The sequence below is a fragment of the Sporocytophaga sp. genome, assembly GCF_017745095.1.
GTDB lineage: Bacteria > Bacteroidota > Bacteroidia > Cytophagales > Cytophagaceae > Sporocytophaga.
This window is the reverse complement of the sequence record NZ_JAGHZZ010000003.1, coordinates 459,251-485,702: the sequence shown is the minus strand read 5'-3', so window position 1 is coordinate 485,702 and position 26,452 is coordinate 459,251. Positions and strand designations below refer to the sequence as shown.

The following is a 26,452-nucleotide window of genomic DNA, read 5'->3' as shown; positions in this document are numbered from 1 at the left end:
AAAGTAAAAAGTCTATTATTGAACACGTTTGGATATGATTGCTTAGGAGTTTTATTTCCTACGAGTGCACGAAAGCACTGTAAGAATTTACAGTGCTTTTTTTATGTCTTTTTCTTTGATTTCGGTTGCTATTAAATTCCAGTTCTCATTTTTTCTGCAATCTTGTGCCTACCTTAAACTTCAATACCAAGTGATGTCTATCTGTCCTATAATTGATTGAGTAGCTGGTATCACAGGGAGATCTAGACATTTCAGATTCAATTGTCGAAAAGAATAGGCAATCTGAAAGGATAGAGAATGGGAAGAGTAACCCTATAGCATTTTATCTCTATGAGCTATATAAAGGTCTGAAAGTTACATTTAAGGAGTTTTCAATTTTGCCCCAGGAATAGCCACTAGTAGCCTTCACCGCTGCTCCATCCAACTCAAAAACGCATGCGACTTTTCCTTATTGATAAGCAGCTTCTCTGCTGTTTCGATAACAAGCTTCACATGCAGCTTCCTGAGAAAATAATGTTCCACCTCTTTAATCGCCTTGAAGTTGACAATATACTGTCGGTTTACACGAAAGAACTGCTTAGTTGAAACAGAACTAGTGATCTGATCTAAGGATTGATTCAATGTAAACTCTTGTCGGTCGAAAGTCACAAGCGATGTGATGTCGTTGTGGATATAAAAGTAGGCGATGTTATCGGTTTGAACGGTGGTGTACTTCTGATTCTTGAATACAAGAAAGCTCGTCTTTCCTGATGGCGTACTCAACCTCGATAAGATCGCTTCCAAATCCGGTGTAGACTTTTGCTGAAAGAAGTTCTTCAATTCGTCGACCTTTCGAAGCGCTTCACTGATATCTTCTTTCGAAGCTGGCTTCACGATGTAATCGACGCCATTGCTGTTGAATGCCTGCAACGAGTATTCATCATACGCGGTGCAGAAGATTATTGGACATTTTACTTTTACTGCTTTGAAAATTTCGAAGCAAAGGCCATCGGCAAGCTGCACATCCATAAAGATTAGGTCGGGATGAATCTCCTGCGAGAGTGCTTCCACAGAACGTTCGATGCTTTGATATTGACCGATCATCCTCGATTCAGGTTTTAGCTCCTGAATTGTGTGCTGAAGTGATTTGGCGGTTTTAAGTTCGTCTTCAATGATAATGAAGTTCATAGATCAGCGGAAGTTTGATTTTAAATACTTTCTGGTCGTTGACAATGTTCACTGGTTTATCGACGAAGTGACTATAACGCAAGTCAATATTTTTCAGGCCAACACCAAGAGAATTGTTTTCACCGAGTTTCAGTTGCATCTGGTTTTCTACGACAATGCAGTCACCTTCTTCGTAAACCTTTATATGTAGCGGTCGGTCTAACGAAACGATGTTGTGCTTGATGCAATTTTCAACAAGCAGCTGTAATGTAAATGGCGGAATGAGTGTATTCAGCGACTCTTTTGCAAGCGTGTTGGTAAACGTGAACCCATCACCAAATCTTGCCTTCTGAAGAAACAGGTATGCGTTGAGGATTTCGATTTCCTTATGCACACGAATCAGGTCCAGTTTCCGGCTCTCCAGAGTATAGCGATAAAAATTCGAAAGTTTGATGATGAAGTTAACAGATTCCTTGTCATTGGTTTCCACCATGGACTTTAAAGTACTCAAACTGTTAAACAGAAAATGAGGATTGACCTGTTGCTTTAACAGCTCATACTGTGCACCCAGGTTGTCGTTCCTGATTCGCTCAAGCTCCATGTTCACATATTGATTTTCATAATTCTTTTGGAGTAGATTCAGGAACATGAAGAATACCAGGTTAATGAGAATCCCACGAACTTCAACCATAAGCATTGTTGGACCGAAGTTAATGTTAGCAAGAATGAGCTGCTGTATACACGACAATCCGAGCATAACAACCAATCCGAATAATAGTGAACGTATAAGATTCGTATACGAAATCGTTTGCTTTCTTTCATTGCCATTTTTTCGAGAAAGCATGTAGATGTTAAAGTACCACATCACCAGCGCAAACGTGCCGGTCAGGGCTGCATTAACGATTGCTTCAGCAAGGTTGAACTTATGAGATGCCAGTTGAGGTACTGACGACAATAATCCCAGGAAAATCGAGCTGACCCAGATAACTGTGTGAGAAATCTTTAGAGGTGTTTGGTTCTTCTTCATCCAATCTGTCATTTTGAAAAACACACATAAATTTACGAAAAGGGCTGCAAGCTACAAAGCTTCAAGTTGCAAGCCCTTCAGTATCATATTTAAAATTTCTTGAAGATTGTAACTTGAAGCCTATGTCCGCGAGGTTCGTGGGTGACATCAATGCATATTTGCTATTTGAGCCGTGAAACTCAAGCATTAAACTATCGCGCTAATTCCCACATTAATATTTCCCCTCGTGGCTTTCGAATAAGGGCAAGTCTGATGTGCAGCTTCAATCACTGCTTTCGCCTGCTCCATCGTAAGTCCGGGAAGATTCACATAAAGACGTGCCTGCAATGAATAACCGCCTTCTACAGTAGCGAGGTCTATTTCCGCGTCGACGGATGTTTCTGCCGGAAGGACAATTTGTAATTGAGAAGCATTGATCTTCATGGCGCCAATGAAACAAGCTGACCATCCTGCGGCAAGCAATTGTTCGGGATTTGTTCCCGTACCGGGAGTGCCAAGATTTGTCATACTGACATTCAATCTTCCGTCCTGGCTTCTTGCAGCACCATCGCGACCACCCGTGGTGTGCGTCTTTCCTGTGTAGAGTACTTTGGTAATCGAAATTTTTGCAGCGTTGATGTCATTAATAACGGACTGATTGTTAATTGTAATTTGATTGTTCATAATGATGAAGTTTAAAGTGTTATAAATTAATTTGAATTACTTAGTAAATGATGTTGCTTCAATGATTGCATCGACAAATGCCTGCGGTGCTTCTTGTGGAAGGTTATGTCCAACGCCACCGGTAATGGTGTGATGTACATATTTACCTTTGAATTTTGCAGCATACATTGTGGGGTCTGGATGAGGCGCGCCATTGGCATCACCTTCCAGCGTCACGGTTGGCACAGTAATGACAGGTGCTGCAGCTAATTTCTTTTCAAGGGGATCATACTTTTGCTCTCCGCTCGCAAGTCCTAGGCGCCAACGGTAGTTATGAATCACAATATCAACATGATCGGGGTTATCAAATGCCAGAGAAGACTCGTTGAAGGTAGCGTCATCGAATTGCCACTTCGGTGATGCCGATTTCCAGATAAGCTTTGCAAAAGCAATTGTATTTGCTTTGTATCCTTCACGACCCCTTTCTGTAGCGAAGTAGAATTGATACCACCATGATAGCTCCGCTTGTGGAGGCAGCGGTGCCTTATTTACTTCTTGACTGCCAATTAGATAACCGCTCACCAACACAAGTGCCTTACAACGCTCAGGCCATAATGCAGCCATAATGTTTGCGGTGCGCGCACCCCAGTCGAAGCCACCAATGATTGCCTGATCGATTTTTAGCGCATCCATGAATGAAATCATATCCACGGCCAATGCCGACTGTTGTCCATTACGTTCAGTATCGGCCGATAGAAAACGTGTTGTTCCATGACCACGCAGGTAAGGAACGATAACACGGTAACCCTTGGCAGCGAGTAAGATGGATACTTCTTCGAATGCATGAATATCGTAAGGCCATCCATGGAGCAGGAGCACTGCTTGCCCTGTGGCAGAACCAACCTCTACGTAACCAACGTTGAGCACACCTGCGTTGATTTGCTTGATTTTATTGAATGAAGGGTCAGTGTTGGTACTGGTGATGTAGCTGCAATCAATTGTGGTTTTACTTTCCGCTCCTGTCGCAATGATGCTTATCAAAGCCACAAGTGCTAATGTTTTATTGAAGTTCATAGTATCATGATAAGTTTTTGCTTGACTTTTCTTTCGTTTCCGTGTGCGAATCGCGCCGAACACATGACAAACATACAATCACAAGCTGCTCCACGGAATCAGAATATCCGCGAACCGGACAAACTAGTCCGCGACATAGACATTCCACTCCGTGTACCCCTCCGCATAGCTACTGTCATTATGTTAAGAATTGCCAAAGACTGTCAGGATTGAGCTGTAGATGGTATCCCATTAATTACTGTCCGGGCATTTAAATTCCGAAACCGTGACAGCCTTAACTTAAGGCAAAGGGAGGCTTAACGTTTAAGGGCTTAGCACTCGAGAGAGTAGGAAGTAATAATAGTTCGGTATTCAATCAGTCCACTTTGCCCTTCAATATGTCGGCCTTAACCTTTTTCCAATGTCTTTCAAAAAGCGTTACCTGTACTTTTGGTAAAAAACAAATCAAAAAACAATGAAGACATTACGAGTCACAGCGATCGCTACAGGCATTGGAATAGCGATCGTATTATGTTCCTGGGTTTATGATAGACATCAGACAAATGAATCAAACCAACACAAAGCTAAAGGCTTTGCAGTACTCGAGTTGTTCACGTCGGAGGGGTGTTCAAGTTGCCCTGCTGCTGATGAGCTCATTGCGCGTATTCAAAAAACAGCAGCAAACAAACCTGTTTATATTCTTTCTTACCACATCGATTACTGGGATGGCCTAGGCTGGAAAGATGTGTTCAGCAATCCGCTATTCACCCAAAGACAGTATGAGTATAGCAAACGCTTCACCGGTCTGATGTATACGCCTCAACTAATCATTAACGGAAGCGCTGAGTTTGTCGGATCAGACGCTGCTGTAATTGACAAGGAGATTTCTTCTCATCTCGCTGCTTCATCTCCAACCAGATTGACGCTTCAGGCACGGCAAGAATCCGAAAGAATAGCTATAGCCTATAAGGTTTCAGATGTGACAGACCATAAGCTGGTAATTGCGCTCGTCCGAAAAAATGCCTCGACCTATGTGAAGCGAGGTGAAAATGAAGGACGAAAACTGTCGCACGTACAAATAGTACATCGGTTAGATTTCTTCAATTTATCTACCAGACAGGGCGTTAACAACATCGGGATTCCAAATGGTTTTAACACAACCGACTGGGAGATCATCGGCTTTCTTCAGGACCCAAATACAGGTGCTATCGACGATGCTGCACGTGCGACTTTCTTATCAACAGTATCAGTAAAATAAAGTATGCCTCATCGCTCAATGTGAAACAATGGTCAAAGTCTTCATAACCGGCAGCACACAACTGATTTATAAGTTAAGAAACAGTGAAGCCATCATGCAACTTGAATCGTGCTGGCTTCGGCTTTAAATTTAATTAAAGACTGTCGACCACATTTTCTCCATATCTCAGCCCGAAGTTTGGGCAAAATCATCATAGACCATAGGAGTTGATTAAGCCTTCTAACTGCTTGCACCATTAATGTTTAAACAATACAAAAAAAGCCATCACGATATTGCGTCGCGATGGCTTCTATTAGGTAGTAACGTTGATGATCAGTTACGCTTTACTCATATTTACCTGAGTTTCTGTCAGATTATAATTCGCTGGATAAAGTTTTCTGAACATCACATAAGTCACCGTTACCATACCGAACGCGATCAATGCGTCTGCAGTGGCTGAGATGCCAAGCACAGCGAGTTTTGAGAAGAACGCGAAGATGATATCGAAGAAAACTCCGGCAAACACCCATTCTTTCAAACGAAGCAATTTATTCGGTGTAAGGAGCACAACTACACCCAAGATTTTTGCTACACCTAGAATGTAGATGAAAATGTGCAGGGTATCCGAGCTTTACAGTGATATCCCATACCACAGGATTGGTTGTAAGTTCAAAAAATCAGCTGGCGCCAAACCAGAGAGAGGTAAACGATGCACCAGCCCAATAGATAATTTTTGTTGTTCTTAAGCTCATGATAATTGTTGTTTTGATGATGAATCAAAGGTATTTTGAAATCACAAAACATCGGAGTGATTTATAGCCGAAGTGGACAAATTGATGGGCGAGTTAGACAGACTAAGATCGAAGCGAAGTGATGGTGAATGTGTTTAATTTAAAGACAGTTTATATCTCAAGAAACGGTTGCTATAATTCAGCAGCAGGTAGATTTATAGAGGAACGAAATCTTCTTTTCCACTACTTCGTAAGAAGTGTTTTTCTGATTTGTTGTACTCATAATTTTTAATTTATGATGAACACAAAATTCCATTTTTATACTTTATTGGAAGTAGCCGAATTGTTGAAAAAAGTAGTCAAAATGAATCATTAGGACATAATAAAAATTTCATTTGTATAGACACAGTAGTTGACAATCTAGTAAGATCAGGACTCTAACTTAGGTTAGTAGACAACAACTTAGAATGGTTGTGCCTTTTCGGGCAACTGTCTTTAAATCTCTGGAATCGATAAATCATTATGTATTAATAGTGATTTGGCTTTCTATGCCTACTTCATACAAGAAGCCAGTCACATCATTAATGACAGGAGAAATTAGTGAGCTTACCAGCCAAATAGATTTGAGCTTTTAAACAAAGTGCATCTGGATAGTTCTTTCTAATTTCGTTATACAAAATCAAATAAAACTATGACAAAAGTAGATATGAATTATATCAATGGGAAGTTTGTGTCTTCCTTTGGTTCAGACTTGATGAAGATCATCAATCCCGCAACCGGACAGCAAATTGGCGAAGCTATCTTAGGGAATGAACAAGATCTGCTGGATGCCATTCACGCTGCAAAAAAAGCGTTCACCACATTTTCTTTAAGTAGTGTCGAAGATAGGAAATTGTATTTGCAGCAATTGCACGATGCGGTTATAGAGCGTTTAGATGATTTAAAAGAAGTAACCATTTCCGAATACGGAGCTACTGTGCAGAGAGCGGAATGGTCGAATCGGTATGCAGCTGATATTTTCCTTCAATTCAAAAATCTCTTGGATGACTTCAATTTTGTCCGCTCCATAGGAAAATCACAATTGATATTGACTCCTATTGGTGTTACCGCGATAATGACTGCCTGGAATGCTAATTCGGGTTCTATCTGTATAAAGCTAGCTGCTGCAATTGCCGCCGGTTGTACAACAGTTATCAAACCAAGCGAGATGAGTTGCTTGCAAACACAAGTGCTGATGGAAGCATTTGATAATGCTGGCTTGCCTGCTGGGGTGATTAATGTCGTAAATGGTAGAGGTGATGTAATGGGGACCCTACTTGCTAATCATTCGGATATCGCAAAAATTTGTTTTACGGGTTCGACTGTCGTAGGAAAAATTATTGCGCGAAGTGCAGTGGATACGATGAAACGATTGACACTGGAACTAAGCGGAAAGTCACCGCATATCATTCTTGATGATGCAGATTTAGAAAAAACAATCCCCTTTGCTGTCAATGCCTGTTTCCAGAACAGCGGACAGGCATGTGTGGCAGGATCGCGTTTACTCGTTCCTAAACACTTAATGGGAAAAGTGAGACCGATATTGCAAGAAACAGTGAAGAATTTGAAGGTAGGTTTGCCTAATGACCCAGACACCAAAATTGGTCCTATGGCGAGCCAAAAGCAATACGACCGCATTCAATACTACATCCGTTCAGGTATTGAAAGCGGAGCGGAATTGCTTGTTGGTGGGGAAGGAAGGCCGGAAGGTCTGGAGAACGGATACTTTGTGAAACCTACGTTATTTATTAATGTAACGTCTGATATGAAGATCGCCAGAGAGGAAGTTTTCGGTCCCGTGCTTTCGGTGCTTACTTATGAAACCGAAGAAGATGCCATTGCAATGGCCAATGATACCGAGTATGGTTTGCAGGCCTACATCAGTTCATCCAATTCTGAAAGAGCCAATAGGATAGCAAAACAAATTAATGCGGGTCGTGTACTCATCAACACCCTTTGGCACGATTCTGAAGCTCCTTTTGGCGGTTTCAAACAATCAGGACTTGGGAGAGAAGGAGGAATCTTTGGATTGGAAGCGCAACTTGAACCGAAAGTTATTATTAGCTAAACTATGTTTGGTTAATAAACGCAAAGAGTACAAATTTGGATTGTACTCTTTGTTATCAAGTTTTATAGGGAGACAATATTTGATGTATTCAAGGATGAATAAAATAATGAGTACTGTTACCAGATAAACAGTGTAAATTTGAAAATGGACAATTGAAAAATGTCAATGTATCAAAAGAAGTTTTCTCTCGTTTTAAATAATGGGTTAGGACGAAAAATATGACGAGCAACAAATCAGAGAAGCATAACGCTCAAAAGAAAATGGCATTTTCCTGTTATTACAATGCTAACAGAGAGGGAGAAAACTATGTGGAGCAGCATACGTTCGCGTATCAGATTTCGGGTTCGCTCACTCTTTTTGACGGTAGAAAGGAATACCAATCTGAAAAAGGAACGCTTCGTTTGGTCAGGCGAAATCAATTGATGAAATTCATAAAAGAACCTGATGAAAAAGAACCCTTTCAATCCTTGTCCATTTACCTGAGCCAGGACTTTCTCAAAGATTTTGCTAGGGAACAAAATATCAAGGTGAAAAGGGTTAAAAAGAAGGTAGCAGTAATGAATCTGACCAAAGATCGGCTTTTGGAAAATTATCTGAACTCTATTGCAGTGTATATTCAAACAGATGCATTGGAAGATCCTTTGATGGTCGATGCTAAACTTTCTGAAGGTTTACTGCTATTGTTGAAAACCAATCCAGACGTTGCAACTGTTTTGTTTGATTTTTCAGAACCCTACAAGTTGGATTTACAACCTTTTATGCAGCAAAACTATTACTTCAATGTTCGGCTTGAACGGTTTGCATATCTGACCGGTCGTAGCCTGGCAGCTTTCAAACGGGATTTTGAAAAGGAATTTGGCACTTCGCCCGGTAAATGGCTTATCCAAAAGAGATTGGAAGAAGCACGCAGGTTACTATCCGAAACACCTAAAACGGTATCAGAAATTTACCTCGACTTGGGATTTGAGGACTTGTCGCATTTCTCACATGCATTCAAGAAGCAATTTGGAGTGGCACCGACAAGGTTAAGAAGCTAAATGGATTATAGTATACCTTTAACATCCTACATTCCTCCTTACCGGTCCGCAACAAAAGACTAAATAGGTTTTGGAAATGAGTACAACATAGGTACAACATTTTTTGTATCTCGTTGTATTCCGAATTATCTGTAGGAATATAAAAGATTTCGTTAACTGCTTAGAAATGCGAGTCTTTGCGCAAGGTGTTGATAGTCAAGTGTAAGGCAATTGTCCTACGCGTGTAGAAAGGCAATCATTTTACTAATGGTTGCCTTTTTTATTTTTTAGGTTAGCATAAATTGAAATTGAGCTCTATAGTGTAATTCAGCCTTCAGATTTAAGGTATATCAATCAATAAGATTCGTAGTTATCCATCTGCTGACTGGCTTATCATTTTTTTCAAGACTAAATTTCATGTCACATTTAATTTTATTTATAACAAAATGGTGGAGTTTATCTGTATCATCAATGAATACATGGCCAATATGCTCTACCAAAAATCAAGAATTGATTTAAGGTCTGACTCTAGCTCTTTCTAAAAAAACCTTTTCACAGCAAAGTCAATTAGAGGATCATTATTAAATAGATATAGGGGGTGATGGTATCAATCCTCTTATCTTCTTATTGGAGAATGCTTATATAACTATCTTAATGAGATTCTATTAGTAAGTGAGGTGCTAAGACATTTTTATGAAACAAAAAGATATGATAATCCCAAGCAATTATTGCCAAAGGTTCCTAGGTGCTGTCAACCATAAGAGGAATGTTAAGTAATTGTTATAAAAATATTAAATGTTGCTTGTGTCATTTCAACTATATAAAGCTGGAAGCACTGCTATTCTTAGTGAGCGCAATGCGCTTAAGTTTAATGATTGTAAAAAAGTATGATTAAAATTATTAAACATATAATTATACTTTGTTCTTTAAATTGTAGTGATAAATAGTGCTTATTCATATCAATTAAATCGCTTACTACAAAACTTTTATTCATCGAAAATAACAAAATATACAACATGATAAATTGTAGGGTTGTGTGTGAAAACCTTGTGGCCCTAAGACTTTATAATAGCATGTTTAATGAATGTATATGAAAGGAAGAGGTGAATAAAGCTTTGTTTTGATGTTTAAACATGTTCATTTTCAGCTAATTTTTTGTTAAATCTTTGTTGCAAATTTGGAGAACCAAAAAATAAAGTATAGTTTTAAAAACAATCAGTAAAACTCAATAATCATTAGGATTTTTTCTTGTTAAACTTGTCAAAAGCTATACTTGCTAATTGACCAAGCGAAGCTATATTAATCACAGTATACAATAAGAACCGCCTATGCTTAGAACATTCAAATAGTTATCCAATCTATAATGATGTAGGTATTCAAAATTAAAACCTGCATTAAAAGCAACCTTGTAAGTCTTTTTAACCGCGCCAGAAGCGGAAAGAGCAGTTTGACGTGAGTTACCATTAGAAGTTAAAATGTCTTTTGACCAGCATCAAAAACATAGCTAATCAATAACCACGGACTTTCAACTCGTTTTTCTATAAATTAATATTTGTAATTTTTCTTTGTCAGAAGCACTGTCTGCTAATTGACCAAGCGAAGCTATATCAATCTTAGAGTACTAAAGGCCGCTATGCATTGTAACAACAAGTTAGCAATCCAAAGCAACAATTGATGTTAGAGTTTAATTAATAAAACTATCATCAGAAACAAACTTGTGGATTCTATATACATGTATATAAGCGGGAAATAATTTCAGAAGCTATAATTAGTTTAGATGTTTTCACTTAACGTATAAGCTGAAGCTTCAATAATCACATCTTTTTGAATAAATAAATATTAAAATTTTTCTTGTCAAAGCAATGAATGCTAATTGACCAGGCGCAGCTATAATGAATTTAAAGAGAACCACCTATGTCCACTACATTCAAACCGAAATCCCAAATGGATGTTGGTATTTCTATCTTAGAACCGACATCTAAAAAAAATTGGTATGTATTCCACACCGCACCAAGAGCGGAGAAAGTAGTTCTACGTGAATTGTCAAATAAAGGATACGATGTCTTTTTACCAATAACTAAGACTTTAAGAGTCTGGAACAACAGGCAGAAAAAAATTATAGATCAGGTACTTTTTCCAAGCTATATTTTTGTTAATACAGAAGAACGATATGTTCCTAAAATATCTCAGACTCCCAAAATCACAACTGTTATACATTGTGGAGGTAAACCTTCCAAGATCAATAATAAGTGTATTGAAGGGATTAAGAATATGTTGGATTTAAATCAGGAGGTATCCATTGAGCCCAACTTTTCTGAAGGAGAAAGTGTACGAATTGTAGAAGGTCCATTAGCCGGTTATGAAGGAGTCCTCGTGAGGCAGCAATCAAAAACGAAGTTTGGTATCAAGTTGAATGAAATTAATCAAACAGTATTTATTGATATATGTACGAGTTTGCTTGAGAAAATACCTTCTCTATAATGCTTCTGCATAACAGGGATTTTCATGTCTTGTTTTCCAATAATTCAAAAACAATATCTCAACCTGCGGTTGCAGGAGAAATGAGTTAAGATCATCTATCGTCAATTTTTTAGTGGAATAAATTGTCAGAATGACAATAAGTAAAACAATTTTTAAGGGTACTGACAGCATATATGTATAGCTTGATTATTTACATAATTTAAGCTGAAACATCTGCTATAAAAATCACAATTAATTCTTGAGAGTAAAATGCTAGATAAAGAAATATTATTAGAGTCTACGGAGTCTTATCTTAAGTCTCTTATATCTGAGGTTGCCAATATATCAATTGGGAATATTGTTGCATCCACTCCATTTCAGGAGTTAGGGATTGATTCATTTCGCATTTTACAAATCATTAAGAAATTAGAAGAAGAATTTGGTACGTTACCAAAAACTTTGCTTTTTGAAAATTTCAACATAAGTGATTTAAGTCAATATTTTGTTAATAAACATGAGCAAACACTTTCAGAAAAGTTTTCAAAAGGAAAGCCAGCAACTGCTTTTGCTCTTTCAACTAAGCCTTCATTAAAGCCAGCAGAAAGCATTTCAGAACCTCTTGTTGCACGTCCAACAGATATATCCTCGCAAGTAACTCCAATTCTCATATTGGAAAAAGATGCTTATGCTCACCCTGAACTGAAAATATTGATTAAGGATCTCTTTGATAGATATAAAAACGAGGGGTCTTCTTCCAGAGGAACAAGAAATATTGCTCCAAATATATTTATTGGTAGCGCAAGACGTGGATATTTTAATTATAGCAGAAGTAAAAATATAATTTTACTTTATACATATACTGGCCCAAAAGAGTATTTCCCTGTCATTGCGGAAGAAATGTATAGATATTGTATCAATCATAATTTCGAACTCAATATCTTTTCTCCAGACCAATTAGAATTTGTTGGGGAAGTTGCTTTTTCTTCTACTCCTTTTGGAGTCTTGTCAAGGGTAGTAAATATAAAGGATTTTACTCTGCAGGGAAGCAAGATGCGCCGTTTACGTTATCAGGTATCTAAATTTGAGGATACGGGTAAATGCAGAACAGAAGAATATCAAAGCGGCACTAATAAGGAAATAGATGCTGCTATTGCTGGTATTATTGATCAATGGTGTGCTCCAAGAACAATGGTCAATCCTCTTATTCATATTGTAAAAGAGGAAATCGTTGCTGGGAATTTAAGCAGTGAACACAGGCTTTTCATCACATATCTTGATGATGTCCTGCAAAATGTTATTCTTATCTCTAAGTTGTCGGCAGAGGAAAATGGCTATCTCATGGACTTAGAGTTTTATCCTCAAACCATGCCTCTGGGAGGACTGGAGTTTGCAATTGTTAAGATAATCGAAGTACTGGCGGCTGAAGGTTGCGATATGCTTAGCTTAGGTGGTACATATGGCTGCAAGCTTGAGCCTTCTTCTAATGCAGATCCTTATTTGGATAAGACATTAGACTATTTGAGAGAACAAAAAATTTTTAATGATGAAGGAAATCTTCAATTTAAAAATAAGTTTCGTCCGGAGAACAGAACAGTTTTTATTTGCCGGCCTAAGGAAAATAGTAATCCTGATAATGTAACTGATATAATCATGATGATTGCAGATCCTACAAAGATGCAAACTTCAGATGAGGAAAATCATACATTTAACAAATCTAATCCTCACATAGCCTTACCTGCGGAAAAGGGAGAGACGCATAAAATTTCTAATACATCTTTAGCAGCAGCTGTTATCTCAAGTGAAGCTGGTGAAAAAGGAGTGATGATTGAAGGCGAGGAGAGATCAGTTATTTTATCAGATTATGGATATAATCCCCTAAACATACCAGGGAATAAAGTTGAGTTCGATTTAAAAACAGATTCGTGGGCTCAGCTTGAGATGCCCGCAATACAGAATCAAAATCAATATTTATATACGCAGCTCCCGCAACCAGTCGATTTAAAGGAAAGTATAAAAGGTGTTTTCCCTTTTACATATTTTGCATTTACCACATCTGGTCGCACCGCAGAACACGCTTTCTTTAAATCATGGTCTAAAAAAGGAATTGTTCCGCAGAACTTACTTTTTCCAACTACAATCTTCAATCAAATCGATAATGGTTTTAAACCTTTAGAATTACCACATCCAGAAGTCTTTATTTTGGATTCAACGAATTTATTCAAAGGTAATTTGAATTGGGATGCGCTTCAAAAGCAAATAGAACTTGATCCAAAGTCAATTGCGTTTGTTATAATTGAAACGAGTGACAATGCAGCAGGCGGAGCTCCTGTCTCTATGCAACACCTGCGGGATTTGAAATCATTGCTTGCTAAATATTCTATTCCACTGGTTTTGGATGCCACTAGAACCCTAGAGAATGCCAGATTTATAATTCAACACGAAAAAGGATTTGCAGGAAAGAATATTTGGGATGTTGTTCGTGAAATTCATTCTACTGCGGATGCACTTATCTCAAGCTTAACCAAAGATTTTTGTGTAAGTAAAGGTGGGCTCATCGCAACCAATGATCCTGTTCTTTATAATAGTATTCAGAATCTTATTCAGGAAGAAGGAATAGGTTTGGATGTGATTGAAAAGAAATTTATTGCTCTTTCATTGAACAACCTTACTAAGATAGAGAGCCGCATTCAGGATAGAATTGAGGCTGTACATTTGATCTGGAACGCATTAAAGAAAAATGGGATTCCGGTTGTTCAGCCTGCAGGAGGGCATTGTATATTAATTGATGTGGATCAGGTAGCAGAGTTCAGAGATTTCAAATATCCTGTTGCGTCATTTGTTGCCTGGATGTTTTTGAACACCGGAATTAGGGCAGGCGCGCATAATGCAGGAATGCAAAAGAATACTTCTATCAATAACCTAGTACGTCTTGCAATCCCTGTTGGTTTAAAGAGAAGGCAAATTGAAGAAATAATTAAAAGACTAATATCGCTTTTTGAAAGGAAGAAAAATATTCCTGAAATTTTATTAGATGGGAATAGCACTGAATCAATAGGTGATATCAATGCTAAGTATAAATTACAAAGCTTTCATAATGCTTCTGGTAAAATTGTTCCCAAAACCTCTGTTTCAATTTCTGATCATAATGGAAATGTACTTGATAACGATGAACATTTAACTTCGGGGCCGAAAGGGAAAGAGGCAACAATTACCAAGGCTAAACAGATTCAGCGGTCTCAAGATATTGCTATTGTGGGGATGTCGGGCCGTTATCCCAAGTCAAAAAATCTTGACGAACTATGGGCGAATCTGGTGCAGGGAAAAGATTGTATTGAGACTATTCCGGATGCTCGTTTTAATCAGCGTATGCACAGCGAATTCACTAAGAAATACAGAAGTGGATTCATAGATGATGTAGATAGGTTTGATTCTATGTTCTTTAACATATCTCCTAGGGAGGCTGAAATAATGGATCCTCAGGAAAGACATTTTCTTGAGGTCGCATGGGAAGCAATCGAAGATGCAGGCTACTATCCTGAAACATTGACTCAAGGAAATGAATCCAGAAATATTGGAGTTTTCGTTGGTGCTGTTTGGAATATGTATCAGATGATTGGTGTTGAAGAAAAACTCGCTGGTAATAATGTAACTCCTAATTCATTCTTCTGGAGTATTGCCAACCGTGTTTCCTATTGGATGAATTTCACAGGTACAAGCTTAACATTGGATACTGCATGTTCTTCTAGTTTGACTGCAGTGTATCTGGCTTGTGAAGCAATTAATAATGGCAATTGTTCAGCGGCTATAGTAGGTGGAGTAAATCTTGATTTGCATCAAAGTAAATGGGATATTGATTGGGCAGGAGGTGTTGGAGCTCTGTCAAAAGATGGTGTTTGTCGTACTTTCGGAAAAGGCGCGAATGGTTATGTTCCGGGTGAAGGAGTTGGAGCTTTGCTTCTTAAGCCTTTAGATAAGGCTATTAAAGATGGAGATAACATACACGGTGTTATTAAGAGTGCAGCAGTAAATCATGGAGGTAAAACAAGTGGGTACCTTGTCCCAAATCCACATGCGCAAACTAAGCTAATACAAGCAGCTCTGGAAAAAGGTAAGATAGACGCTCGTAGTATTGGTTACATTGAGGCTCATGGCACAGGAACTGAATTGGGAGACCCTGTTGAAATTTCAGGACTTACCAATGCTTTTAAGGATTACAATGTAGAGAATGAAAGTTGTTCAATTGGTTCGATAAAAACCAATATTGGTCACTTGGAGGCTGCTGCTGGAATTGTGGGTGTGCAAAAAGTACTGTTAATGATGAAACACTCTCAGCTTGTTCCGTCCTTACATTCTTCGCAATTAAATGAGTTTATAGATTTTAAAAATTCTCCTTTTTATGTCGAACAAACTGTAGAAGCTTGGAAGACAAAAGAAGTAGATGGAGTATCTTTCCCTCTTAGAGCAGGGATAAGCTCATTTGGAGCAGGAGGGGCAAATGCGCATGTGATTATAGAAAAGTATGAACCTTTGATTCATGACAAAGACGAAGAGACTTCAGAACCTAGCGTATTAATCTTTCCTTTTTCTGCCAGAAATGAGGATCAGCTGCGTGAAATGGCAGTTAGATTAAGAAATTATATTCAGCATAACCTCACTCAAGTCTCTCTTCAATTAAGATTGAATGATATCGCTTACACTCTGCAAATAGGAAGGAAATCATTTGATTATCGTTTGGCCATTATTGCTGGGACTAAAGAAGAATTACTTGAGAAACTTACTTTATTTGTTGAAGGAAAAAAAGGTGAAGGTATCATCCTTGGACAAAAACAAAATGCAGAAGGAATAACTAAGTTATTAAACCGCAAAGAGAAGGATGAATTTATAAACTTACTTTCTCAAAGTCAGGACCCTCAAAAGCTCGCGCAAATATGGGTTGATGGTTTGTTAAATGATTGGCAAAGCGTGCAGGGACAAATGTCAGGTAGAAGAATATCTTTACCGACCTACCCTTTTGCTGATAAGCGCCATTGGATTGGGAAGTCCAAAATTACCGCTTTACCTGCCCTATCGCAGAGTGCGAACTCTCAATTAGCTCTATCTCAAACACCTGAGACTATTATTGAAGAGGAATTCTCAAAACTTTACTATTCACACGATTGGGAAATATCTTCTTTTGATAAAGAAAAGGCATCGCATAACAAGTTAGATTCTATTTTGATTTTTGATTTTGATGAAACACTTCGTAATCTTTATCAGGATCGTTTAGATAAAGCAGATTCTAAGCATGTCATATTGGTGCAACCAGGCGATTCCTATCAAGAGTTAGAAAACTTTACATATAGAATTAATCCGAGAAATCCACAAGATTACACTCAGCTCTTCAAATCTGTAAATCATAAAAATCTGTCCATTGGGAAAATTTGTTTTGCCTGGCCAATGGCTTTATTCTATAAAGAAGGTAGCTTAAATAATGCAAGCGAATACAAAGAGAACTACTTAATAGAGTCATTGGAGAAAGGTGTTTATTCTTTTCTTTATCTCTGTCAATCTCTTATTGAACAAAAGCCTAAAGAAAAGATCCAGCTTCTTTATGTTTACTTGGGAGCTAAAGATGTTCCTCAACCTCATAATGAGGCCATCAATGGATTTACGAGGTCGCTTCAGATAGAAAATCCAAAGCTTTATTGTAAAACACTTGAAATCCAACAAGGGAAGAACGATTTAAACAGAGTTTTAGAGGCTATTCTGGCTGAGCTTCATCCGGGGACTCAAGAGATGATGACAGTTCGCTATGTAGAAGATGATCGTTATGTGAGAAAGCTTAAACAGGTCAGTATTGAAGAAATTGAATCTTCACAAAGTACGGTATTAAAAGAAAATGGAGTTTATATCATTACAGGAGGTGCAGGTGGTCTTGGTTTTATTTTCGCAGAGTTTTTAGCTAAACGATTTAAAGCAAAACTAGTACTTACAGGACGATCCAAGCCATCTTCAGAAATCGAAGCAAAGTTTGATGAATTAAGAAGATCAGGAGCAGAGGTTCTATATGTGTCAGCAGATGTTTCAAAGGGTGAAGAGGTCAAGAGTCTGGTTGAAGCTGCCAAATCTCAATTTGGAGAGATTAATGGAATAATTCACGCTGCAGGTGTCTTAAGAGATTCCTTCATCAGGAATAAAAAGCATGAGGAAATGGAAGCTGTTTTTGCTCCGAAAATATTTGGAACATTATTCCTGGATGAAGAAACTAAAAATGAAAAGCTGGATTTCTTTGTCATGTTCTCTTCTCTTGCTGCTATTGGAGGGAACGCAGGACAGTGTGACTATTCTTTTGCCAATCATTTCATGGATACCTATGCTATCCGACGGAAATCGCTTGAGATAGCTGGAGAAAGAAGCGGAAGATCATTGAGCTACAATTGGTCTCTATGGGCTGATGGAGGAATGAAGATTGATGAGCAAACGGAGATTTTCTTTAAAAAGAATTTAGGGATAAAGCCATTGAGCAAAGAAGTCGGAATAGATGCATTTGTGAAAGGGCTTTCAATGAATAAATCTCATGTTGCGGCTTTAGAAGGGGTTCAAGAAAAAATAGAGCTTGCATGGGGTTTAAGAAAAAAAGAATCTTCAGTACAGCTTTTAGGTGGAGTATCTGAGCAATCTTCATCCGTAGCGGAAGGTCCGCAAATGAATAATGAAGAAATCTCTTCTCTCGTTTTGAAAGAGTTGTCGCAAATGGTGATGGGATTTCTTAAGCTTGATGCGGAAGATATTGGTCTGGATCAAATTTTATCTGATTTAGGATTTGATTCGATTGGTATGACTGCATTTGCCAATACAATAAATGAAAAGTATCAGCTTGAAATTACTCCGGTACTTTTCTTTGAATATCCATCGATCAATGAGATTACAAGGTACCTGTGCAGTGAATGCAGAAATGAAGTGCTGAGAGTTTATCAAGTCTCAAATACACAGATCGTTGAAGTTAACAGATCAATACAGCCAGCATTGACATCAACTGATAGCCAGATGTCAGAGACTTTATCCAAATCTGATTCAGGACGAGATCTTTCTAAGATTGATCATTCTCTTAATAGTCTTTCAAACAGCAATACATTTTCTCCAACACGTCGATTTGTTGACATGCCTATCGCCATTGTGGGAATGAGTGGTGTCATGCCTCAATCTGATGATATAGATGAATTCTGGCAGAATTTGTTAGAAGGTCAGGATATGGTTACTGTAATACCGAGAGATCGTTGGAATTGGGAAGAATATGATGGGGATCCTTTTAAAGAAAGTCATAAAACTTACTCCAAATGGGGAGGCTTTATGAAAGAGGTTGATAAGTTTGATCCTCTTTTCTTTGGAATTTCACCTAAGGAAGCTGAAATGATGGATCCTCAGCAAAGGATCTTTTTGGAGACTGTCTGGAAAACCATTGAACATTCTGGTCACAAGGTTTCAGAATTATCAGGTACAAGAACGGGCTTGTTTGTTGGTGCTTCCTATAGAGATTATTTAGATCTGTTTATTACTTCTGATATCGAACTTGATGGATATTCTGCAACTGGAAATACCTTATCTATTCTGGTAAATAGAATTTCCTTCCTACTCAATCTCCGTGGTCCGAGTATCTCATTGGATACGGCTTGCTCAAGCAGCTTAATCGCAATACATCGTGCAGTTGAAGCCATTCATACAGGGAGCTGTGATATGGCAATCGCGGGAGGTATACAGACAATGTTAACGCCCGCAGCTCATATGTCTTTGGCAAGCGCAGGAATGCTGAGTAGAGATGGAAAATGCAAGACCTTTGATAAGCGTGCTGATGGATATGTGAGGGGAGAAGGTTCCGGAGCTATTCTCCTTAAACCTTTAGCTATGGCTGAGGCTGACGGAGATCATATATATGCTGTTATTAAGTCAATTGCGGAAAATCATGGTGGACGTGTAACAACTCTTACAGCTCCTAATCCCAATGCTCAAGCTGAATTACTGGTCGAGGCATATGAGAAAGCGCATATTGATCCAACGACTGTTGGATACATTGAATGTCACGGTACAGGGACAAGCCTGGGTGATCCAATTGAAATTCAAGGTTTGAAGAAAGCATTTTCAGAATTATATAGAAAATATCAAAAAGGCCCTGTCGAAAAGCCGCACTGTGGTTTAGGAACAGTGAAAAGTAATATCGGCCACTTGGAAATTGCGGCTGGAATTGCTGGGGTACTAAAGGTAGTATTAGCAATACAGCATAAACAAATTCCAGCCTCACTTCACCTTGAAGAAATCAACCCTTACATTAATCTTAAAGATAGTCCTTTTTATATAGTAAATAAAGCCACTCCTTGGGAGGCTATAAAGGACGAAGGCGGCGTTCTCCTTCCTCGCAGGGCTGGTGTTAGTTCTTTTGGATTCGGAGGCGTGAATGGACATATTGTATTAGAAGAATATATACCATCCAATCATCAATCATTGAATCAGAATGACACGTCGCAATTGATTGTCCTTTCTGCAAAAAATGAAGATAGACTTAGAGCATATGTCAAGACAATGCTTGAGTTTGTCGAGAAGCAGGAAGAGGAAGTAAATCTTGGAGACTTTGCTTATACCTTGCAGGTGGGGAGAGATGCAATGCCTGAAAGGTTAGCGTTGGTTGTTTCAAATTTTGAAAGTTTAAAAGATAAATTCAGGGATTTTCTCCAAGGTACAAAAGGTGTAGATGGTATTTTCCATGATAGCACCAATGGAAAGAAGGTTGGGACAAGTGGAATTATTAATGAAAATTCTATTCAAACCTCAGTAGAAAAACAGGATCTTATAAAGTTGGCTGAACTTTGGGTTTCCGGAGCTGAAATTGACTGGAGCTTGTTAGATAGAAAAGGAAAGAGCAAGAGAGTTGGTTTGCCAACTTATCCTTTTGCAAGAGAACAATATTGGCTATCGATCCCTCAAGGTAAAATCTCTAAGGAAGATCATGGTCATAATGATTCAACTAAAACAGCAATTTTGCATTCGTTAGTACATAGTAATGTCTCTACTTTAAGAGAGCAGAAATTCTCCACGAAATTCACTGGTAAAGAATTTTATTTTGAAGACTACATTGCAAATGCTCAAAAATTCTTGCCATGGGTTGCTTGTTTAGAAATGGCGAAAGTTGCAGGTGAGCTAGCAGGTGAAACACCAGTTTATTTTATCAGGAATATAGTTTGGGAAAATTCACTTGTTATTAACAAGGACGATAAGGATGGAAGAGAAGTGACAGTATCGTTGATTCCTAAACATAATGATGTTGAGTTTGTATTGGCTAATATTGGCAATGAACAGCCGATTATTCATTGCAAAGGTAAACTCTCTTATTCAGGTAGTATATCTGATTCACAAGTTTTGAGTATTGCTGAAATTCAAGAGCGTTGTCCAGATGAGATTCTGAAAGGAAAAGAGCTTTATTCTTTTTTAAGCAGCTCCGGCCTGAAGTTAGGGAAAAGTTTTCAAATGGTTGAAAGAGTATATGCAAACCAATCTGAGTCACTTGCTATTATTAAATTGGGTGAGGAGCAGCTATCTCAATCTAATCTAAATTCAATTGTACTTGATGGAGCTCTTCAGTCTGCTATTGCAGCTTTCATAAAGAAAAATCAAAAGCAAATACCAATTGGTGTTCCATTGTCAGCCAGTGAAGTGCAGTTTTTACATCCTTTAATTGATGTGGCTTATGGATATGCTAACTGGTCAGTTGATAGTTCTGAGAACGTTCAAAGTATTCCCAAAATGAACCTTTATCTTTTAGATAAAGATGGAAAAGTTTTGGTAAGAATAAAGAATTTATCAACTAAGCCTTTAGAAGTAAGAAGTGGGACTCTTGTAGAGAAAATGTTCTTGCATAACGTGTGGAAAGAGTTATCAATTCCATCTATAAATGCAGAAAGTTCTTTGGGACATATCCTGGTATTTGACCAATCTGATGAGCATCGTGATGCAATGGAGCAGCGATTTAAGAACCTTATTCCAAATGGTTCTCATATCAATCAGGTTAAAATAGGTTCTTCATATAGAGAGTTGGACAATAATGCTTATGAGATAAATCCTGAGGATCCAAATGATTATCAGAGATTGTTTTATTCTCTCGCAAAGAAGGATGTATTACCAGAAAATATTGTTTACCTGTGGGCTGAAAAAGACTTTGTTTCTGAAAAGGGAAGTTTAAAAAACAGCTTGAAGAAAGGGGTATTTTCTCTTTTGTTCGTAAGTCAAGCTTTAATGCAAGTACTAAAAGAACAGAGCAGGCAACAAAAAACAAAACTACTGAATTTTTATCCATGTAGTCAGAATGATCTGCAACCGCATCATGAGGCTATTAGCGGGTTTGCAAAATGTCTGCATGTTGAGAACCCTAATTATACATATAAAACCATTGAAATAAGAAAAGAAAATTTATCCAAAGAACTACGCTCAGTAGATGTTCTAGATTTTATTTTACCTGAATTGAAAGACGAATCAAGTATGGAGATTCGCTATCAGGATGGGAAACGACTTGTGAAGAAAGTTGAAGAGTTTGTTCTTGATCCTTCAAAGGAAAAGAGTTTGAAAGATAGAGGTGTTTATATTATTACAGGAGGTTTAGGAGCGCTTGGATTAATTTTCGCGAAATATATCGCTGAGCAAACAAAAGCTCGCTTAGTACTGACTGGGCGTTCCGCTCTTCGGCCAGAGCAGAAAGAGAAGATAAGGGAACTTGAATCTCTGGGCTCTGAAGTGGTATACTTTGCAGCGGACATTTCTGAATATGCATCTGTTGAGCGATTAGTAAAGGATGTCAAATCTCACTATGGAGAAATTAATGGAATCATTCATTGCGCTGGTGTTTTAAGAGATTCTTTAATTCTCAACAAAACTTCGGAAGATATGGAGGCGGTATATGCTTCTAAAGTTTATGGTACTTGTCACCTGGATGAAGCTACAAAAGATGAAAGCCTTGACTTCTTTGCACTATTTTCATCTATCACAGCAGTAGGTGGTAATGCTGGTCAAAGTGATTATGGCTATGCAAATAGCTTCATGGATAATTTTGTTAATTATCGAAATCAGTTGGTTAAGACTCAAAAGCGATTGGGCAAAACGATTACCTTCAACTGGCCTTTATGGAAAGATGGAGCAATGCAGATTGATGAGCAGAAAGAGGCTTTCCTCGAAAAGTCCAAGGGAATTAAGGTGATGGGAATTGAAACGGGGCTGGATACATTTGAAAGAGCATTGGCGGATGATTGTAGCCAGGTTCTTGTCCTTGAGGGAAACTTGCAAAAAATAAGAAAATCTGTAGGCGTTCAAGATGAAGATGGAAATGACGATAAAGGAAAGACTAAGTCAGAAGCCACTAAGGCAGTTCTTATAGAAGATGCAGTTGTGGAGGATAAGGAGTTGCTTACTATTGTCAAAAGGGATCTGTTACAATTAGTGATGAAGATCTCTGGAATAAAGAAAGAACAATTTTCATATGATGTTGATATGAGTCAATATGGTTTTGACTCAATCAGTTTGATGAAATTTTTCCGTGAACTTAGCCAGCAATATTCAATAGACTTAAGTCCCGCTGTCTTCTATGAATACTCTACTTTTAATGCTTTAAGTCAATATCTCTGCGAAACCTATAAACATCAGCTTAGTGAGTATTACGTTGAAGATTTGAAGAAGGCTGTACCTCAAATAATAGCAGATCCAAATTCAACTCCACCTTCAATGGTTAAGAAAGAATTATCAGCATCTCAAAATAGATTTGCAAGAAAATCAAGATTGTCGCAGATGTATGATTCTGAAACAGCCATTGCTATAGTGGGCATGAGCGGTGTAATGCCTCAATCTGAAGACTTAACCGAGTTTTGGGATAATATAGTTGCTGAAAGAGATTTGATTACTGAAATACCTTCCGATCGTTGGGATTGGAAATCTTTCCAAGTCAATTCTCCAAATGGAAAAAATGAAACCAGTTTGAAGTGGGGTGGTTTTATGAAAGAGGTTGATAAGTTTGATCCCTCCTTCTTTGGTATTTCAGCAATTGAGGCTAAGTATATGGATCCTCAGCAAAGGATCTTTTTAGAAACAGTCTGGAAAACAATTGAAGATGCAGGTCATCGGCCTTCTGAATTAGCCGGAACGAAAACTGGAGTTTTTGTGGGAGTAGGGTCAATGGATTATGCAGATGTTGTAAAAGAAAGTGAATTGGAAGTTATAGGCTATACAGCCACTGGGGTCGCACACAGCATTCTTCCAAACAGAATATCTTATTTGCTGGATTTGCATGGGCCTAGTGAACCAGTAGATACCGCATGTTCCAGCTCCCTAGTTGCGATTCAACGTGCAGTGGATGCAATTGCCAATGGAAGTTGTGAGATGGCCATTGTAGGTGGAGTTAATGCGTTGATAAATCCTTCCTTATATGTTTCATTAGGTAGTACAGGGGTACTTTCTAATTCAGGCAGATGTAAGACCTTTGATAAAATGGCAGATGGTTATGTGCGAGGAGAAGGGGCCGGAGCTATTTTCCTGAAAAAATTAGATGATGCAATCAGAGATGGCAATCATGTCTATGGTGTAATTAAAAGCATTGGAGTGAATCATGGCGGCCATGCGGCTTCTCTTACTGCGCCAAATCCAAATGCTCAGGCAGACCTGATTGCTAGTGTTTATGATAAAGCTCAAATTGATCCTAAAACCATCAGCTATGTAGAAGTACATGGAACAGGAACACTGCTAGGTGATTCTGTTGAAGTAAATGGTTTAAAGAAAGCATTTGCTGAGTTATATAAGCGCAGCAACGAAACTCTACCTCAAGAGGCTTATTGTGGAATAGGTACTATAAAGACGAACATTGGTCACCTTGAGACTGCAGCTGGAATTGCAGGAGTCTTTAAAGTACTTCTAGGTATGAAGTATAAGAAGATACCTGGAAATATTCATTTTAATGAAATGAATCCTCACATTCGATTAGAGGGGAGTCCCTTTTATATCGTTCCCAAAACTCAGGATTGGAAACACTTGAAGGATGAATATGGGAATGATATTCCATTCAGAGCGGGTATTAGTTCATTTGGCTTTGGAGGTGTTAATGCGCATATTGTTCTTGAAGAATATGTTCCTTCAGAAGGATTTGTTGAGAGCGAAGTTGATATCGATCCTAATAGAAAATTCATAATTCCACTTTCAGCAAAGAATAAAAAGCAGCTAAAGCAAATTGCAAGTGATCTATTAGGTTTCATAGAGCGAGAAAAAGAAACTATAAATCTAAAAGATTTGGCATATACTCTGCAAGTAGGTAGAGAAGCCATGGAAGATCGTCTGGGATTTGTGGTAAGTTCTATTGATCAGTTAGCTGAAAAGCTTCAGGATTATATTGGTGATAAGCAAAACATAGAAGATGCGTATCAAGGACATGCTAAAGATAATAAAGTGGCTTTGGCTTTATTTGATGAAGAGATGTCAGTACTGATTGATCACTGGCTTGCAAATAATAAGTTAGCGAAGCTCCTCGAAATATGGGTCAAAGGTCAGAACTTAGATTGGGTGAAACTATATGAGGATGAAAAACCTAAACGTATAAGTCTTCCTACTTATCCTTTTGCAAGAGAAAGGTACTGGATAAATCCAGCTAAAACTTCTCGTTCCAAATTTCTTGATTCAAGCTTTACTTTTCCAAAGGCCAATTCGAACCAGATAGATAAAGGAATTATTGAAACAATAGATAGTAATGAATTCGAGGTTTCCAGGTCCAATCCAGGTTTAATAGATATTAGACCAAAAGGAGTAGTGGAAATTGTAGAATTATTTTTGAAGCAAGAAATTGGACATCAACTTAAGTTACCGGCTGAAAGAATTGCTACAGACCAAACCTTTATTGAATTAGGATTAGGCTCCCTTGCCTTAATTTCTTTGATTGAAAAAACGAGTCACCTTTTACAGGAAAGTTTATCACCAAGTGTATTTTTTGAGTATAGTGATATTCCTAAGTTCTCTAAATTTTTAATAGGAGCTTATCCTGAGAAGATCAATAATATAGTTGTAGCACAGGTCATAGAACCAGCATATACTGAAGAAAAACAAACCGAGACAACATCATCTTCATTCAATACGGAAGAAGATAATTTTGCAGATGTAGATTCAAATACTGCAGTTCTGAGTGAAGTAAAGATCAGTAAGGAAAAAAGGAAATCTATTCCGGAAATCCTTGTTCCTATGCAGACTAAGGGAAATAACGTCCCAATTTTTGCTGCTCCTGGATCTGATGGTAATGTCCTATCTCTATTGCAGCTGAGTAAAGCCTTGGGAGATAAGCAACCGTTTTATGGTTTTCAATCGGTGGGACTTGATGGTAAAAGACCTCCTTTGAAAAGCATCGAGGAGATTGCCAATATAAATATTTCAGTCTTGCAAAATGTTCAACCTAAAGGTCCATACAATTTACTAGGCTATTCTAATGGCGGTGTTGTTGCTTATGAAATGACAAGGATATTATTGGCGAAAGGTGAAAAAGTTGAGTCTTTAATGTTACTTGATACTCCTTGTCCGTTGCAGATATCAAGCGAGTTGATTGATCCTTTTGAATGTCTTGTTAATGTTTGTGCAAACCTGACAAACTCTTTAGGAAGAACTTTGGATATAGATGTAGAAGAATTGCGTCAAGTATCGGAAAGTGCAAGAGGGGAATATGTCTATCATCTTTTAAAGCGAAATGGGGTAGATTTAGTTAAAGAGCAATTCCTCACAACTTTTGACAATACTTTTATCATGTTTATGGCAAGTGAAAATTGCTGCCGTGCTTATAAACCATCTAAACTATCTCAAGACATTGATGTATTGTTATTCAGGGCTACCAAAGGTTATGTGGATAAAGGAATGCCAGATGATTATGGCTGGAATGTGTTGCTGCAAAATCCGATTAACATATGCGAAGTAAAATCAAACCATTTCACTATAATAGATAAAGGAGCTGTTGAGAAAATTTCTAAAGAGATACACAATAGAAAAAAATAAAAATAAGGA

The 26,452-nt window shown here is 38.0% G+C and carries 11 protein-coding genes; 6 read left to right on the top strand and 5 right to left on the bottom strand.

Going from position 1 to position 26,452, the window contains the following annotated elements:
• Positions 1-405: 405 nt before the first annotated feature.
• The 4 genes from J7604_RS06940 to J7604_RS06925 form a co-directional block, all read right to left on the bottom strand.
• Positions 406-1,167, bottom strand: coding sequence for a LytTR family DNA-binding domain-containing protein (locus tag J7604_RS06940; RefSeq protein WP_293893120.1), 762 nt, complete (start codon positions 1,165-1,167; stop codon positions 406-408).
• Positions 1,148-2,011, bottom strand: coding sequence for a sensor histidine kinase (locus J7604_RS06935; RefSeq protein ID WP_293893117.1), 864 nt, complete (start codon positions 2,009-2,011; stop codon positions 1,148-1,150). Before J7604_RS06935 ends, J7604_RS06940 begins: the two co-directional genes overlap by 20 nt.
• Before the next feature lie 348 nt (positions 2,012-2,359).
• Complete coding sequence (locus tag J7604_RS06930) at positions 2,360-2,836, bottom strand: organic hydroperoxide resistance protein (protein ID WP_293893114.1); 477 nt, start codon at positions 2,834-2,836, stop codon at positions 2,360-2,362.
• A gap of 36 nt (positions 2,837-2,872) precedes the next feature.
• Positions 2,873-3,889 carry an alpha/beta hydrolase gene (locus J7604_RS06925; RefSeq protein WP_293893111.1) on the bottom strand — a complete coding sequence of 339 codons (1,017 nt, stop codon included), beginning with the start codon at positions 3,887-3,889 and terminating at the stop codon, positions 2,873-2,875.
• A gap of 63 nt (positions 3,890-3,952) precedes the next feature.
• Between J7604_RS06925 and J7604_RS06920 the strand changes: the two genes are divergently transcribed.
• The gene (locus J7604_RS06920; RefSeq protein WP_293893108.1) at positions 3,953-4,102 is read left to right on the top strand and encodes a hypothetical protein; all 150 of its coding nucleotides are present in this window, start codon (positions 3,953-3,955) and stop codon (positions 4,100-4,102) included.
• Positions 4,103-4,475: 373 nt separating this feature from the next.
• The gene (locus tag J7604_RS06915) at positions 4,476-5,126 is read left to right on the top strand and encodes a thioredoxin family protein (protein WP_293893105.1); all 651 of its coding nucleotides are present in this window, start codon (positions 4,476-4,478) and stop codon (positions 5,124-5,126) included.
• Positions 5,127-5,442: 316 nt separating this feature from the next.
• On the opposite strand, the gene J7604_RS06910 is transcribed toward J7604_RS06915, so the two are convergent.
• Positions 5,443-5,685: a hypothetical protein gene (locus J7604_RS06910; RefSeq protein ID WP_293893102.1), complete on the bottom strand. Its 243-nt coding sequence runs from the start codon at positions 5,683-5,685 to the stop codon at positions 5,443-5,445.
• A gap of 842 nt (positions 5,686-6,527) precedes the next feature.
• Between J7604_RS06910 and J7604_RS06905 the strand changes: the two genes are divergently transcribed.
• The 4 genes from J7604_RS06905 to J7604_RS06890 all read left to right on the top strand — a co-directional run bounded on the left by J7604_RS06905 (position 6,528) and on the right by J7604_RS06890 (position 26,443).
• Entirely contained in the window at positions 6,528-7,943 is a 1,416-nt protein-coding gene (locus J7604_RS06905; RefSeq protein ID WP_293893099.1) for an aldehyde dehydrogenase family protein, read from the top strand.
• A 218-nt stretch (positions 7,944-8,161) separates the two neighbouring features.
• Positions 8,162-8,980, top strand: a complete 819-nt coding sequence (locus J7604_RS06900) for an AraC family transcriptional regulator (RefSeq protein ID WP_293893096.1) — start codon at positions 8,162-8,164, stop codon at positions 8,978-8,980.
• Between the two features lie 1,893 nt (positions 8,981-10,873).
• On the top strand, positions 10,874-11,440 hold the full coding sequence (locus J7604_RS06895; RefSeq protein WP_293893093.1) for a UpxY family transcription antiterminator: 567 nt from the start codon (positions 10,874-10,876) through the stop codon (positions 11,438-11,440).
• Between the two features lie 249 nt (positions 11,441-11,689).
• Positions 11,690-26,443 carry an SDR family NAD(P)-dependent oxidoreductase gene (locus J7604_RS06890; RefSeq protein ID WP_293893090.1) on the top strand — a complete coding sequence of 4,918 codons (14,754 nt, stop codon included), beginning with the start codon at positions 11,690-11,692 and terminating at the stop codon, positions 26,441-26,443.
• Positions 26,444-26,452 lie beyond the last annotated feature (9 nt).

What these genes read in the sequence shown, in the direction of transcription:
- J7604_RS06905 (WP_293893099.1), top strand. Translation starts at nt 6,528, where the DNA reads ATGACAAAAGTAGATATGAATTATATCAATGGGAAGTTTGTGTCTTCC.
- J7604_RS06940 (WP_293893120.1), bottom strand. Translation starts at nt 1,167, where the DNA reads ATGAACTTCATTATCATTGAAGACGAACTTAAAACCGCCAAATCACTT.
- J7604_RS06900 (WP_293893096.1), top strand. Translation starts at nt 8,162, where the DNA reads ATGACGAGCAACAAATCAGAGAAGCATAACGCTCAAAAGAAAATGGCA.
- J7604_RS06930 (WP_293893114.1), bottom strand. Translation starts at nt 2,836, where the DNA reads ATGAACAATCAAATTACAATTAACAATCAGTCCGTTATTAATGACATC.
- J7604_RS06935 (WP_293893117.1), bottom strand. Translation starts at nt 2,011, where the DNA reads ATGTGGTACTTTAACATCTACATGCTTTCTCGAAAAAATGGCAATGAA.
- J7604_RS06895 (WP_293893093.1), top strand. Translation starts at nt 10,874, where the DNA reads ATGTCCACTACATTCAAACCGAAATCCCAAATGGATGTTGGTATTTCT.
- J7604_RS06890 (WP_293893090.1), top strand. Translation starts at nt 11,690, where the DNA reads ATGCTAGATAAAGAAATATTATTAGAGTCTACGGAGTCTTATCTTAAG.
- J7604_RS06920 (WP_293893108.1), top strand. Translation starts at nt 3,953, where the DNA reads ATGACAAACATACAATCACAAGCTGCTCCACGGAATCAGAATATCCGC.
- J7604_RS06925 (WP_293893111.1), bottom strand. Translation starts at nt 3,889, where the DNA reads ATGAACTTCAATAAAACATTAGCACTTGTGGCTTTGATAAGCATCATT.